Annotated in this window: 17 protein-coding genes; 14 read left to right on the top strand and 3 right to left on the bottom strand. The window is 51.5% G+C overall.

Features of this window, described 5'->3' with window-relative positions; all coding sequences use genetic code 11:
- Nucleotides 1-141: 141 nt before the first annotated feature.
- The 5 genes from rimJ (at nucleotide 142) to LVQ77_RS05340 (ending at nucleotide 4,564) form a co-directional block, all read left to right on the top strand.
- A complete protein-coding gene (rimJ, locus tag LVQ77_RS05360) occupies nucleotides 142-726 on the top strand; it encodes a ribosomal protein S5-alanine N-acetyltransferase (RefSeq protein ID WP_034456200.1) in 585 nt (194 codons plus the stop codon).
- Between the two features lie 9 nt (nucleotides 727-735).
- A complete protein-coding gene (locus LVQ77_RS05355; protein WP_232903872.1) occupies nucleotides 736-1,386 on the top strand; it encodes a YceH family protein in 651 nt (216 codons plus the stop codon).
- Between the two features lie 3 nt (nucleotides 1,387-1,389).
- Entirely contained in the window at nucleotides 1,390-2,313 is a 924-nt protein-coding gene (locus LVQ77_RS05350) for a Gfo/Idh/MocA family protein (RefSeq protein ID WP_232865546.1), read from the top strand.
- Nucleotides 2,314-2,430: 117 nt separating this feature from the next.
- A complete protein-coding gene (gene murJ, locus LVQ77_RS05345) occupies nucleotides 2,431-3,966 on the top strand; it encodes a murein biosynthesis integral membrane protein MurJ (RefSeq protein ID WP_232903871.1) in 1,536 nt (511 codons plus the stop codon).
- Nucleotides 3,967-4,078: 112 nt separating this feature from the next.
- Entirely contained in the window at nucleotides 4,079-4,564 is a 486-nt protein-coding gene (locus LVQ77_RS05340) for a cold shock domain-containing protein (RefSeq protein ID WP_232865583.1), read from the top strand.
- Nucleotides 4,565-4,611: 47 nt separating this feature from the next.
- Here the strand turns inward: LVQ77_RS05340 and flgN are convergent, their stop codons facing one another.
- From flgN to flgA, 3 genes are all read right to left on the bottom strand, one after another.
- Nucleotides 4,612-5,034, bottom strand: a complete 423-nt coding sequence (gene flgN, locus LVQ77_RS05335) for a flagella biosynthesis chaperone FlgN (protein WP_232903870.1) — start codon at nucleotides 5,032-5,034, stop codon at nucleotides 4,612-4,614.
- Between the two features lie 100 nt (nucleotides 5,035-5,134).
- The gene (flgM, locus tag LVQ77_RS05330) at nucleotides 5,135-5,455 is read right to left on the bottom strand and encodes a flagellar biosynthesis anti-sigma factor FlgM (RefSeq protein ID WP_232865543.1); all 321 of its coding nucleotides are present in this window, start codon (nucleotides 5,453-5,455) and stop codon (nucleotides 5,135-5,137) included.
- A gap of 119 nt (nucleotides 5,456-5,574) precedes the next feature.
- A complete protein-coding gene (flgA, locus tag LVQ77_RS05325; protein WP_232903869.1) occupies nucleotides 5,575-6,234 on the bottom strand; it encodes a flagellar basal body P-ring formation chaperone FlgA in 660 nt (219 codons plus the stop codon).
- A gap of 152 nt (nucleotides 6,235-6,386) precedes the next feature.
- Here flgA and flgB point away from each other — a divergent pair, with 152 nt between their 5' ends.
- From flgB to flgJ, 9 genes are all read left to right on the top strand, one after another.
- Nucleotides 6,387-6,803, top strand: a complete 417-nt coding sequence (gene flgB, locus LVQ77_RS05320; RefSeq protein WP_064517881.1) for a flagellar basal body rod protein FlgB — start codon at nucleotides 6,387-6,389, stop codon at nucleotides 6,801-6,803.
- Between the two features lie 3 nt (nucleotides 6,804-6,806).
- Complete coding sequence (gene flgC / locus LVQ77_RS05315) at nucleotides 6,807-7,211, top strand: flagellar basal body rod protein FlgC (protein ID WP_151992603.1); 405 nt, start codon at nucleotides 6,807-6,809, stop codon at nucleotides 7,209-7,211.
- 11 nt (nucleotides 7,212-7,222) lie between these two features.
- Entirely contained in the window at nucleotides 7,223-7,900 is a 678-nt protein-coding gene (gene flgD, locus LVQ77_RS05310) for a flagellar hook assembly protein FlgD (RefSeq protein ID WP_064517883.1), read from the top strand.
- Between the two features lie 27 nt (nucleotides 7,901-7,927).
- Nucleotides 7,928-9,136: a flagellar hook protein FlgE gene (gene flgE / locus LVQ77_RS05305; RefSeq protein WP_232865542.1), complete on the top strand. Its 1,209-nt coding sequence runs from the start codon at nucleotides 7,928-7,930 to the stop codon at nucleotides 9,134-9,136.
- Nucleotides 9,137-9,155: 19 nt separating this feature from the next.
- Entirely contained in the window at nucleotides 9,156-9,911 is a 756-nt protein-coding gene (locus LVQ77_RS05300; RefSeq protein WP_151992601.1) for a flagellar basal body rod protein FlgF, read from the top strand.
- A 31-nt stretch (nucleotides 9,912-9,942) separates the two neighbouring features.
- A complete protein-coding gene (gene flgG / locus LVQ77_RS05295; protein ID WP_064517889.1) occupies nucleotides 9,943-10,725 on the top strand; it encodes a flagellar basal-body rod protein FlgG in 783 nt (260 codons plus the stop codon).
- A 64-nt stretch (nucleotides 10,726-10,789) separates the two neighbouring features.
- Nucleotides 10,790-11,485, top strand: a complete 696-nt coding sequence (gene flgH, locus LVQ77_RS05290) for a flagellar basal body L-ring protein FlgH (RefSeq protein ID WP_151992923.1) — start codon at nucleotides 10,790-10,792, stop codon at nucleotides 11,483-11,485.
- 12 nt (nucleotides 11,486-11,497) lie between these two features.
- Nucleotides 11,498-12,592: a flagellar basal body P-ring protein FlgI gene (locus tag LVQ77_RS05285; RefSeq protein ID WP_151992600.1), complete on the top strand. Its 1,095-nt coding sequence runs from the start codon at nucleotides 11,498-11,500 to the stop codon at nucleotides 12,590-12,592.
- Nucleotides 12,592-13,533: a flagellar assembly peptidoglycan hydrolase FlgJ gene (gene flgJ / locus LVQ77_RS05280; RefSeq protein WP_064517893.1), complete on the top strand. Its 942-nt coding sequence runs from the start codon at nucleotides 12,592-12,594 to the stop codon at nucleotides 13,531-13,533. The genes LVQ77_RS05285 and flgJ overlap by 1 nt, the downstream gene beginning before the upstream one ends.
- The last annotated feature ends 97 nt before the right edge of the window (nucleotides 13,534-13,630 follow it).

Raw genomic sequence — 13,630 nt, 5'->3', positions numbered from 1 at the left:
GCGCTTTGATTTAACTCGTTAATCGAAAAAAGTATGACCGGATGAGAAATCTGCATGTTGTTGTTTTCCTTCCATCGCAAGGGGCAGGTATAGTAATTACGTTGGCTCAAAAATACGTGGGATGTGAGGAGTAGGGTGAACATGTTTGGCTACCGCAGTAACGTGCCGAAAGTACGCTTAACAACGGACCGCATGGTGGTGCGTCTGGTGTACGAGCGAGATGCCTGGCGTCTGGCAGATTATTACGCCGAAAACCGTCAGTTCCTGAAACCCTGGGAACCCATTCGTGATGACAGCCATTGCTATCCTTCCGGCTGGCAAGCGCGGCTTGGCATGATTAGCGAAATGCATAAAACCGGTAGCGCTTATTACTTTGCGCTGCTCGATCCAGAAGAGAAAGAGATCCTTGGCGTTGCCAACTTCTCCAACGTAGTACGGGGCTCATTTCATGCCTGCTATCTCGGCTACTCACTTGGTGAGAAATGGCAAGGGCAGGGAATGATGTTTGAAGCACTGACCACGGCTATTCGCTATATGCAGCGTAGCCAGCATATCCATCGCATCATGGCGAACTACATGCCGCATAACCAGCGCAGCGGCGATCTGCTCGCTCGCCTTGGTTTTGAAAAAGAAGGCTATGCCAAAGAGTATTTACTGATTGATGGCGTGTGGCGGGATCATGTTTTGACCGCGCTAACCACCAAAGAATGGACCCCTGGCCGTTAAGGACAAGAAATGAAATATCAGTTAACTGCGGTTGAAGCGCGAGTTGTGGGTAGCTTGATGGAAAAGCAGGTGACCACTCCCGAACAGTATCCGATGTCGGTCAACGGTGTGGTGACGGCATGTAACCAGAAGACCAACCGCGAGCCGGTGATGGATCTGAAAGAGCATGATGTTCAGGAAACGTTGGATATTCTGGTCAAACGCCACTTTTTGCGCACCGTCAGCGGGTTTGGCAATCGCGTAACGAAATATGAGCAACGTTTCTGTAATTCAGAGTTTGGTGACCTTAAACTTTCTGCGGCAGAAGTTGCGGTGGTCACTGCCTTACTGCTACGTGGCGCCCAAACGCCAGGCGAATTGCGCACCCGCTCCGGAAGAATGTTTGAATTCAGCGATATGGCGCAGGTAGAAGCGACCCTTGAACATCTCGCGAATCGCGAAGACGGCCCTTTTGTGGTGCGTTTACCGCGCGAACCAGGCAAACGCGAAAGCCGCTATATGCATCTTTTCAGCGGTGAGGTTGATGCGTCCCAGGTAACAGCGCAAGAAAGCAGCGTTACACCTGCTGGTGATTTAACGGCGCGTGTCGAACAGCTCGAAAATGAAGTTGCCGATCTTAAGCAACGCCTGGATTCATTGCTCGCTCATCTCGGAGATTAATTGATGACTAAACTTCGCGTAGGCGTTGTCGGTTTAGGTGGCATTGCACAAAAAGCATGGTTACCAGTTCTGGGGGCCTCCAGCGACTGGACGCTTCAGGGGGCATTTTCCCCAACACAGGCGAAAGCGCAGAAAGTCTGTGACACCTGGCGTATTCCCTATATTCCTTCTATTGCTGAACTTGCGGCACAGTGTGATGCCGTGTTCGTTCACAGTGCGACCAGCAGCCATTACGCGGTAGTGAGCGAGTTATTGCAGGCAGGTGTCCATGTTTGTGTGGATAAGCCGCTTGCTGAAAACCTTGCCGATGCTGAACGTTTAGTGGAAATGGCACAGCGTCAAAAGCGTACGCTAATGGTTGGTTTTAACCGCCGTTTTTCACCGTTGTACCAAGATCTCAAAGCGACACTGGCGAATGGTTCATCAGTACGCATGGATAAACATCGAGCAGACAGCGTTGGGCCCAACGATCTGCGTTTTACCTTGCTTGATGATTATCTGCATGTGGTTGATACCGCACTGTGGCTGTCTGGCGGTGAAGCACAATTGCAAAGTGGAACCCTGTTGACCAACGACCAGGGGCAGATGCTTTTTGCTGAGCATCACTTTGCCCGGGGCAACCTACAAATCACCACCAGTATGCATCGCCGGGCGGGTAGCCAACGTGAGTGGGTTCAGGCGGTCACAGAGGGTGGTTTGTACGATGTTACAGATATGCGTGAATGGCGTGAAGAGTGCGGAAATGGTGTGGTGAATCGTCCAATTCCAGGCTGGCAAACCACACTCGAGCAACGCGGTTTCGCTGGATGTGCGCGTCATTTCCTTGATTGTGTGGCAAATCAGACAGTTCCTGAAACCTCAGGTGAGCAGGCATTGATGGCCCAGCGCGTGGTCGAGAAACTGTGGCGCGATGCCATGAGCGAATAATGCGGTAACATCTGATAGTAGTATTTCGGCTGGGTATCGGTAGACTAAGCGCCTGATCGAAATGCCCTTAACAACGCCTGCCTTGCAGGCGTTGATGTTTGTGGAACCATATAATAAATGAATCTATTAAAATCGCTGGCAGCAGTCAGCTCGATGACGATGTTTTCTCGCGTGCTCGGATTTGCACGTGACGCCATTGTGGCAAGGGTTTTTGGGGCAGGGATGGCGACGGATGCCTTTTTTGTGGCATTCAAATTACCGAACCTTTTGCGCCGTATTTTCGCCGAAGGTGCATTTTCGCAGGCGTTCGTCCCGATTCTTGCTGAATACAAAAGTAAGCAAGGTGAAGACGCAACACGCGTGTTTGTCTCTTATGTTTCCGGACTGCTGACGCTGGCACTGGCGGTTGTTACTGTTATCGGGATGATTGCAGCACCGTGGGTTATTCTGGTCACAGCACCTGGCTTTGCGGATACTGCCGATAAATTCGCGCTCACCTCCAGCCTGCTACGAATTACTTTCCCGTATATTTTCCTGATCTCTCTGGCCTCGCTGTGTGGGGCGATACTGAATACCTGGAACCGCTTCTCGGTCCCCGCGTTCGCGCCAACCTTCTTAAACCTCAGCATGATTGGCTTTGCACTCTTTGCCGCACCCCACTTTAACCCGCCGATTCTGGCGTTGGCGTGGGCGGTTACCGTTGGCGGCGTGTTGCAACTGGCGTATCAGTTACCGCATCTGAAAAAGATTGGCATGCTGGTTTTACCGCGTGTGAACTTGAAAGATGCAGGTGCAATGCGGGTGATTAAGCAGATGGGACCTGCGATTCTTGGCGTCTCCGTCAGCCAGATCTCATTAATCATCAACACCATTTTCGCCTCATTCCTCGCATCCGGCTCTGTGTCCTGGATGTACTACGCTGACCGTCTGATGGAATTCCCATCTGGTGTGCTTGGTGTGGCACTGGGTACCATTTTGCTGCCTTCACTGGCGAAAAGTTTTGCCAGCGGTAATCACGATGAATATTCACGCCTGATGGACTGGGGTTTACGTCTGTGTTTCCTGCTGGCGCTGCCAAGTGCGGTTGCATTGGGGATTCTGGCTAAGCCGCTCACCGTTTCACTGTTCCAGTACGGCAAGTTCACCGCTTTTGATGCCTCTATGACGCAACGTGCGCTGGTGGCTTATTCTGTCGGCTTGATGGGGTTGATCGTAGTGAAGGTGTTGGCGCCTGGTTTCTATTCGCGCCAGGACATCAAAACCCCGGTTAAAATCGCTATCGTGACGCTGATTTTGACCCAGGTAATGAATCTTGCGTTTATTGGCCCGCTCAAGCATGCAGGGTTGTCGTTGTCGATTGGTTTGGGGGCTTGCCTGAATGCCAGCCTGCTATACTGGCAACTGCGTAAACAGGATATTTTCCAACCTCAGCCGGGCTGGAGCGCATTCCTCTGGCGTCTGTTTGCTGGTGTCATTGTGATGGCGGCGGTTCTGCTTGGCGTGATGCACATTATGCCTGCCTGGGATCTGGGCACCATGCCGTACCGTTTACTGCGCTTAATGGCCGTTGTCGTGGCTGGTATCGCGGCTTATTTCGCAACGCTTACGGTGCTGGGATTCAGAGTGAAGGATTTTGCCCGACGCACAATGTAACGTGATGGCAATTTATCGTGCCGACACGTGCCAAAGGCATAGTCGGCACGCGCATTCTGCATTAAACTGCGCGCTGCAAAATTTGACTTATTGAACGATTAATTAGGCGGTAATAGCGATGCACGGGACAATCACAACCTGGTTTGAAGATAAAGGTTTCGGTTTTATCAAAGATGAAAACGGTGACAATCGTTATTTTCATGTGATTAAGGTCGCCAACCCTGAACTGATTAAGAAAGACGCATCAGTCACTTTCGAGCCAACGACCAACAATAAAGGCCTGTCGGCGTTTGCTGTGAAGGTTGAACCTGATAGCAAGTACATTTATATCGCAGGCGAGCGCATCAAAATCACGTCGATTAAATCCTTCCTGGTTTACAGCGAAGAAGTGCCTGCCGAAACCAAGATTGATAAAGAGAATGCGGTGCTGTCTGTGGGCGTATTGATGAATAGCATTCGTCCGAAGGCTGACCCGAAACAGGGTGAGATGCGTACCTTGAAAAAGCTGGCAGTGACCACTTTCCAGGGCACAACGTTGATCTTCTCTGAAGATGAAATTGATGTAGAAGCGACAATGAAGATTCTGAAGGGTCTTTAACGCGTTACTTGGGCGGTGCTTTGAAACCGCCCTTATTCTTTCTGGCACTAAATCGTTATTTTCTTCCCACCACGACTGACAGTGGTCGCCTGCCCATCAGCCCCATAAAGATTAGGTTCCTGATGCGGTTTGAGTACCGCCAGCGCTTGTTCATTACGCGCTAACTGATCCTCTAATAGCCAACCGTTATGCTGGTTGATATCACGTAAGTGCTGCGTTTTCTGCGTAATCGTCTGCCAACGCTGGCTAATATCCGTGCTGCTGGTGTTTTCGGCTTTCTGTGCGTCACGGCGAAGCTGTTCGAGATAATCCAGCGTCGCAAGTAGCGAGCTTTTATCTTCGGTAATGCGCTGCAATGCACTGCCATTCACATGGCCTGCGGATAGTTGTTGCTGCTCGGCGTCCATCACCTCTTTAAGAGAGTTGAGCACCGCAGTCATTTGATCCATCACTTCTAACAGACGATTCATGCAATTATTTACTCGATATATACCCGTCATACTTCAAGCTGCTGGTGCGTTGACTGCACCCGTGCGCCCCAGTCACATAGTTATCTATGCTCCTGGGGACTTACGGCCTGGTCGCCTTCCCGCCACTTAAATTATTTTGGGTATCGCTGAGAGCTTCCTGGATTAATGCATCGGCGATTTTGCCGGTATCCATTTTAAGCTCACCGTTGCGGATCGCCGTTTTGAGTGCTTCAACGCGTTCCATATTAATATCACCGCTGCCTGGCTGAATTAACTTAGCCTGCGCGTCACTGAGTGTCACATTGGTGCTGTTTGGCGTGGTACTTTTTTCCAGACGGCTCTTTTGAATCGGAGCTTCTGTTGTTTCACGTGGTTGTACGGTACTTACCGGCTTTAAAGGAGAAGTGCGATCAATGCTCATTATTCTATCCTCATCGAGGTGGCTCGCAGCATTTGAGCCTGCCAATATCTATCATCTGTTAACACACTATCGGCAGTCGCCGCAGAACCTTTATACCCTTCTTAATCACCCGTTGAATATTACAAGTTAATCAGAATATTCCCATCAACGTCGACTGTTCCGCTCACAATCTGACCAGAATCCATTCGTACCCGCGCATTCTGTGCGACAGCGGCATTGTTCAGTGCTTTACCTTCGCTATTCACACTAAAACCTTCACCTGCAGCCACCACCTGGACTCGTTGCCCGGCTTTGACTCGCCATGATTGACGCACCATCGACAGCATAATTGGCTGATTTGGTGCGATGTCGCGCAGAGTTACAGCATCATTTGCCTGGCGGATATCCAACATGGCACGCGGAGGGAGTTGATCCAATCTCCCGCGTTTAAGTTGTACCTGACTTTCATTAATGACACTGCCACGTGGTAGCGCCTGGGCTGCAACGACGTAATTTCCAATAGCCTGCACATCTGCCTGAATAAATCGTTTGGTATCACCACATCGTGCTAACACGCTCACGGTTCCCCAAAGGCGACCATTACCCGGCATTGAAAAATCCGGAAGCGGGCAGGAGGGTAATTGTGCATCGGGTGTTTTCACTTTTACCGATACTTCATCGCTGATGCCCGCCAGACGTTGCTGAAAAAACTGGTTCAAAGGTGCATCCAGAATACTGGCAAATGCCGGTTGGCATGCCAGTAAAAGCGCAATCGTGCTCCAGGTTTTCAGACCGTTCATAACGTCTCTCCTTGTTCAGGTTGCAGTGATTTTAACCGCACACGGAATTGATCAAGGCGACAAATAGCGACGCATTTTGTGTCTATTCCAACGATAACGCACGCGTAAGGGGCTTTAAGCTGTCGGACAAATCCTAATTATGCGGAGGGAACATGCTAGACAAACTGGATGCCGCGCTGCGATTTCAGCAAGAAGCGATAAATTTGCGCGCCCAGCGTCAGGAAATTCTGGCAGGGAATATCGCTAATGCCGATACCCCAGGTTATCAGGCTCGCGATATAGATTTTGCCAGTGAAATGAAAAAAGTGATGGACAGAGGACGTGTTGAAGGCAGCGGTGTCTCGCTTGCTCTTACCTCTTCGCGCCATATTCCGGCACAAACTCAAACTGTCCCACAGCTTGATCTCCTCTACCGCATTCCTGACCAGCCATCAATGGATGGTAACACCGTCGACATGGATCGCGAACGTACACAATTTGCCGATAACAGCCTGAAATACCAGTCAGACCTGACGGTTCTCGGCGGCCAAATCAAGGGCATGATGTCTGTGCTGCAACAGGGTGGCTAATAGATGGCTTTACTGAATATTTTTGATATTGCCGGTTCAGCGATGGCCGCGCAATCCAAGCGTATGAACGTGGCGGCGAGTAACCTGGCTAACGCCGACAGCGTTACTGGCCCAGATGGTCAACCGTACCGTGCCAGGCAAGTTATTTTCCAGGTGGATGCAGCACCGGGTGCTGAAACCGGTGGTGTGAAAGTGACGGGTGTTGAAGAGAGCCAGGCACCGGACAAGCTGGTATTTCAGCCCGGTAATCCGCTCGCTGACGCTAAAGGTTACGTGCGGATGCCAAACGTTGATGTGGTAGGTGAGATGGTCAACAGCATGTCTGCCTCCCGTAGCTACCAGGCAAATGTGGAAGTACTCAACACTGTGAAAAGCATGATGTTGAAAACCCTGACTCTTGGTCAGTAAAGGAGTGACTGATGGGCATAGCCGTTAATATGAACGACACCACGACCAGTGGTGTTAATACTTTATCGGGTAATAGCAGCATTACCGGGAACAATGCTGCCGATCTTCAAAGTAGTTTCCTGACCCTGCTGGTTGCGCAGCTCAAAAACCAGGACCCGACCAACCCTCTGCAAAATAACGAACTGACTACGCAGCTTGCGCAAATCAGTACCGTGAGCGGTATTGAAAAACTCAACACCACGCTCGGTTCAGTGTCAGGCCAGTTAAACAATAACCAGTCGGTTCAGGCAAGCGCCCTGATTGGTCATGGCGTGATGATCCCTGGTTCTAAAATTCTGGCAGGCAAAGAGGCGACCACGCCGTTTGGTGTGGAGCTGCAACAAGCCGCCGATAAAGTTACCGCAACGATCACCGATAACACCGGCAAAGTGGTACGCACGCTCGATATTGGTGGCCTAAGCGCAGGCGTTCATACCTTTACCTGGGATGGGACGATGACGGACGGTTCGACGGCGCCAGACGGTGCTTATAACGTCGCTATCAATGCCACCAATGGTGGGACACAGCTGGTTGCTCAGCCGCTCAATTTTGCGATGGTCAACGGTGTGACACTCAGTAATGGCAAGACCTTGCTCGACCTCGGTACTTACGGCACCTCCACTCTCGACGACATCAGGCAGATTATTTAAGCCTATAACCCTTTGCAGGAGTAAGACATGGCCTTTTCTCAAGCGGTCAGCGGCCTGAATGCCGCCGCCACCAACCTGGACGTAATTGGTAACAACATTGCCAACTCCGCCACCTATGGCTTTAAGTCCGGCAGCGTATCTTTCGCTGACATGTTTGCAGGTTCTAAAGTGGGTCTGGGCGTTAAAGTCGCAGGCATCACGCAGGACTTTGGCGACGGTACTACGACCAACACCGGGCGTGGCCTGGATGTGGCGATTAGCCAGAATGGTTTCTTCCGTATGGTGGACACTAACGGTTCGGTCTATTACAGCCGCAACGGTCAGTTCAAACTGGATCAAAACCGCAACCTGGTGAACATGCAGGGTATGCAACTGACGGGTTATCCGGCAACCGGCACACCGCCAACGATTCAGGAAGGGGCAAACCCGGTAGGGCTTTCAATTCCGAATACTTTGATGGCGGCGAAAATCACTACCACGGCCTCAATGCAGATTAACCTGAACTCTACTGATAAGGTGCCCGCCAACGCGAAGTTTGATCCAGCAGATTCAGAGAGTTACAACAAAAAAGGCTCAATCACTGTCTATGACAGCCAGGGTAACTCCCATGATATGAACGTCTTCTTTGTGAAGTCTTCTACGGCAAATACCTGGGATGTTTATACCCAGGACAGCAGCGTTGCGGGGAGCCCGATTCAAAAAGGGACATCTCTGGAGTTCAGTAGTAGTGGTGTCTTAACCAAAGGTACCGCTAGCGATTTTAAGACTGAGGCTATTAATGGTGCAACGCCTGCGACATTCAATCTCAGCTTCCTCAACTCCATGCAGCAAAACACCGGCTCCAACAACATCGTTGCCGCGAACCAGAATGGCTATAAGCCAGGCGATTTGGTGAGCTATCAGATCAATGAAGATGGCACCGTAGTCGGTAACTACTCCAACGAACAAAACCAATTGCTCGGGCAGATTGTGTTGTCCAACTTTGCCAACCCGGAAGGCTTGTCCTCTGAGGGTAACAACGTCTGGGCGGCGACCAATGCTTCAGGTGTTGCGCTGTTGGGTACGGCAGGTTCAGGTAACTTCGGTACGCTGACTAACGGTGCGCTGGAAGCCTCAAACGTCGATCTGAGTAAAGAACTGGTCAATATGATTGTCGCACAGCGCAACTACCAGTCTAACGCGCAGACCATCAAAACCCAGGACCAGATACTTAACACCCTGGTTAACCTGCGCTAAGCACTGACGGGAAAGCTTAATGGATCACGCAATTTATACCGCCATGGGCGCGGCCAGTCAGACGCTGAATCAACAAGCGGTGACGGCCAGCAACCTGGCGAATGCTTCAACTCCCGGCTTTCGTGCACAGCTAACGGCTTTGCGCGCAGTTCCGGTGGAAGGGCTTTCTTTGCCAACGCGTACGCTGGTGACCGCATCAACGCCTGGCGCTGATATGTCCCAAGGTCAGCTTGATTACACCCAACGCCCGCTGGATGTTGCCCTGCAACAAGATGGCTGGCTGGCGGTACAAAGTGCTGATGGTACAGAAGCTTATACCCGTAACGGCAATATGCAGGTGAGTCCTGCCGGGCAACTGACCATCGGCGGGCAACCGGTGATGGGGGAAGGTGGCCCGATTGCTGTTCCTCAAGGCGCACAGCTAACTATCGCGGCTGATGGCACCATTTCTGCACTTAACGCGGGTGACCAGCCTAATACGGTGGCACCGATTGGCCGCCTGAAACTGGTGAAAGCTACCGGTACAGAAGTTGTACGTGGTGATGATGGATTTTTCCGTTTGAGCCCGGCTGCCCAAGCCACGCGCGGTGCGACTTTACAAGCCGATGCCAGCATCTCTTTGATGCCTGGCGTACTGGAAGGCAGTAACGTTAAACCGGTTGAAGCCATGGCTGACATGATTTCCAACGCCCGTCGTTTTGAAATGCAGATGAAGATTATTTCGAGCGTGGATGAAAACGAGCAACGGGCCAACCAACTGCTGTCGATGACGTGATAATCAGCCGCGAAACTAACAGGAATTCAAAATGATCAGTTCTTTATGGATCGCCAAAACCGGTCTTGATGCCCAGCAAACCAACATGGATGTGATTGCCAACAACCTGGCAAACGTCTCCACCAATGGTTTTAAGCGTCAGCGTGCTGTGTTTGAAGATCTTCTTTACCAGACTATTCGCCAGCCTGGTGCGCAATCTTCTGAGCAAACCACGTTGCCGTCAGGTTTGCAGATTGGTACGGGTGTGCGTCCGGTCGCCACTGAGCGTCTGCATAGCCAGGGTAACCTTTCTCAGACTAACAACAGTAAAGATGTGGCTATCAAAGGTCAGGGTTTCTTCCAGGTACAACTGCCGGATGGAACCAGTGCCTACACGCGCGATGGTTCATTCCAGGTTGATCAAAACGGCCAACTGGTGACGGCGGGTGGTTTCCAGGTTCAGCCAGCAATCACCATTCCTGCTAACGCCCTGACGATTACCGTTGGACGTGACGGCATCGTGAGTGTGACTCAGCAGGGGCAGGCGCAACCCGTGCAGGTAGGCCAGCTTAACTTGACCACCTTTATGAATGATACGGGTCTGGAAAGCCTGGGTGAAAACCTCTATGCCGAAACCCAGTCCTCCGGAACGCCTAATGAAAGTACTCCGGGGCTTAATGGCGCTGGTCTGCTGTATCAGGGGTACGTTGAGACTTCTAATGTGAACGTTGCAGAAGAACTGGTGAATATGATCCAGGTTCAGCGCGCTTACGAAATCAACAGTAAAGCCGTTTCTACCACCGATCAGATGCTGCAAAAACTGACGCAACTGTAAGGCGTTTGCCGGTGTGCAGTTTTGCACCGGCTGTCTTTATCTGAATGACCTGAAGATGAAAGCAATGCAAAACCCAATGGTTCTCCGTCCTATCGTGATGTGTCTGGTGCTCGCCTCAACGGGCTGCGCGCTGATACCAACAAAACCGCTGGTGGAAGGGGCGACAACGGCCCAGCCAGTGCCAGGCCCTGCGCCTATCGTCAATGGTTCAATTTTCCAGACGGCGCAACCGGTGAACTATGGGTATCAGCCTTTGTTCGAAGACCGCCGTCCAAGGAATGTCGGCGATACCTTGACTATTCAGCTCCAGGAAAATGTCAGTGCCAGCAAAAGCTCGTCGGCTAATGCCAGCCGTGATGGCAAAACAAACTTTGGCTTTGACGTAACGCCTCGTTATCTCGAGGGGCTATTCGGCAACGATCGCGCGTCAGTGGATGCCTCTGGCGGCAACAGTTTCAACGGTAAAGGTGGGGCAAACGCCAGTAATACCTTTAGTGGAACCTTAACCGTGACGGTGGATCAGGTACTGGCAAACGGCAACCTGCACGTCGTGGGTGAAAAACAGATAGCCATTAACCAGGGCACCGAATTTATTCGTTTCTCCGGCGTGGTGAATCCTCGCACTATTAGCGGCTCCAATACCGTGCCGTCTACGCAAGTGGCGGATGCACGCATCGAATATGTCGGTAACGGCTATATCAACGAAGCGCAGAATATGGGTTGGTTGCAACGCTTCTTCCTTAATTTATCGCCGATGTAAGCGAGGAAACTCATGACCAAATATTTATTCGGATTGCTGATTCTGGTGGCAACCTTTGCGCAAGCCGACCGTATCCGCGACCTGACAACGGTTCAGGGCGTGCGTGAAAACTCCCTGATTGGTTACGGTCTGGTGGTTGGGCTCGATGGCACAGGCGACCAAACCACACAAACACCGTTCACTACCCAGACACTTAACAACATGCTTTCGCAGTTGGGGATCACCGTTCCGGCGGGCACCAACATGCAGCTTAAAAACGTCGCAGCGGTAATGGTGACGGCAAAATACCCAGCATTTGCACGATCCGGGCAGAATATTGATGTGGTGGTTTCATCCATGGGTAACGCCAAAAGCCTGCGTGGTGGCACCTTGCTGATGACGCCGATGAAAGGTGTTGATAACCAGGTTTATGCGCTCGCGCAGGGTAACATTCTGGTAGGCGGTGCCGGGGCTTCAGCGGGCGGCAGCAGCGTTCAGGTTAACCAGCTTAACGGCGGTCGTATCACAAACGGTGCAGTTATCGAACGTGAGTTACCGGGCACTTTTGGCACCGGGAATATGATTAGCCTGCAACTTAACAACGATGATTTCACTCTTGCACAGCAGATAACTGACACCATCAACCGCTCACGTGGTTTTGGCAGTGCTTCAGCTTTAGATGCGCGCACTATCCAGATTCGTGTACCAAGCGGTAACAGTTCGCAAGTGCGTTTGTTGGCTGATATTCAGAACCTTGAAGTCAACATGCCTGCGCAGGACGCGAAAGTGATTATCAACTCACGTACCGGCTCGGTGGTGATGAACCAGGAAGTGACACTAGACACTTGTGCTGTGGCGCAGGGCAACTTGTCTGTAACGGTTAACCGTTCAGCACAGGTAAGCCAGCCGGATACGCCATTTGGTGGCGGCCAAACAGTGGTGACGCCGCAAACCCAAATCGATCTGCGTCAGAACGGTGGTGCGCTGCAACGGGTTAACGCCAGTGCCAATCTGAATAATGTGGTTCGTGCACTGAATACGCTGGGTGCTTCACCAATGGAATTGATGTCGATTCTGCAATCGATGCAAACCGCGGGATGTCTGCGTGCCAAAGTGGAAATCATCTGATGCTTAACGATACCCAGTCACTGGCGAATGCTGCATGGGATGCTAACTCTCTTAACGAGCTAAAAGCGAAAACCGGGCAAGACCCAAAGGGCAACATGAAATCGGTTGCTCGCCAGGTGGAAGGGATGTTCGTGCAGATGATGCTGAAAAGCATGCGTGAGGCGCTGCCAAAAGATGGCTTGTTTAGCAGCGAGCAGACACGCATGTACACCAGCATCTATGACCAGCAAATTGCGCAGCAGCTAAGCTCCAAAGGGCTTGGTCTGGCCGATATGATGGTGGAGCAAATGGGCGGTAATGCCGACCCATCGGAAGATGCTGGCAAAGTGCCGATGAAGTTTGATCTGCAAACTGTGACCAGTTTCCAGAACCAGGCGTTAACGCAAATGGTGCGCCAGGCCATTCCGAAAGCGCCTTCTAACGAAGAGCCGCTGACGGGTGACAGCAAAGACTTCCTGGCGCAGCTTTCTTTACCAGCAAGGCTTGCCAGTGAACAGAGCGGTATTCCGCATCACTTGATTCTGGCGCAGGCTGCGCTGGAGTCAGGGTGGGGCCAGCGGCAGATTCTTACTGAGAAAGGTGAGCCGAGTTTTAACTTGTTTGGCGTGAAGGCGTCGGGAAGTTGGAAAGGCCCGACGACGGAAATCACCACTACCGAGTATGAAAATGGTGAAGCGAAAAAGGTGAAAGCGAAATTCCGTGTCTATAGCTCTTACCTCGAAGCTCTTTCTGATTACGTCGGTTTGCTGACGCGCAACCCGCGATACGCCGCAGTCACTAACGCCAATACCGCAGAACAGGGTGCACAGGCATTGCAAAATGCCGGTTACGCCACCGACCCGAACTATGCCCGTAAGCTGACGGGCATGATTCAGCAGATGAAGGCGATGGGTGAGAAGGTCGCAAAAGCTTATAGCAATGACTTATCCAATTTATTCTGAAGCTCATCATACTTCGAGCTGCAGGTGCGTTGGCTGCACTCACAAACCCCAGTCACTTACTTTATGTAAGTTCCTGGGGATTTGCTCACTTGCCACC

Source organism: Buttiauxella cochleicola (genome assembly GCF_021282435.1).
Taxonomy (GTDB): Bacteria; Pseudomonadota; Gammaproteobacteria; order Enterobacterales; family Enterobacteriaceae; genus Buttiauxella; species Buttiauxella massiliensis.
Note: the sequence above shows the minus strand (reverse complement) of the source record. Positions and strands in the feature narration are given on the sequence as shown.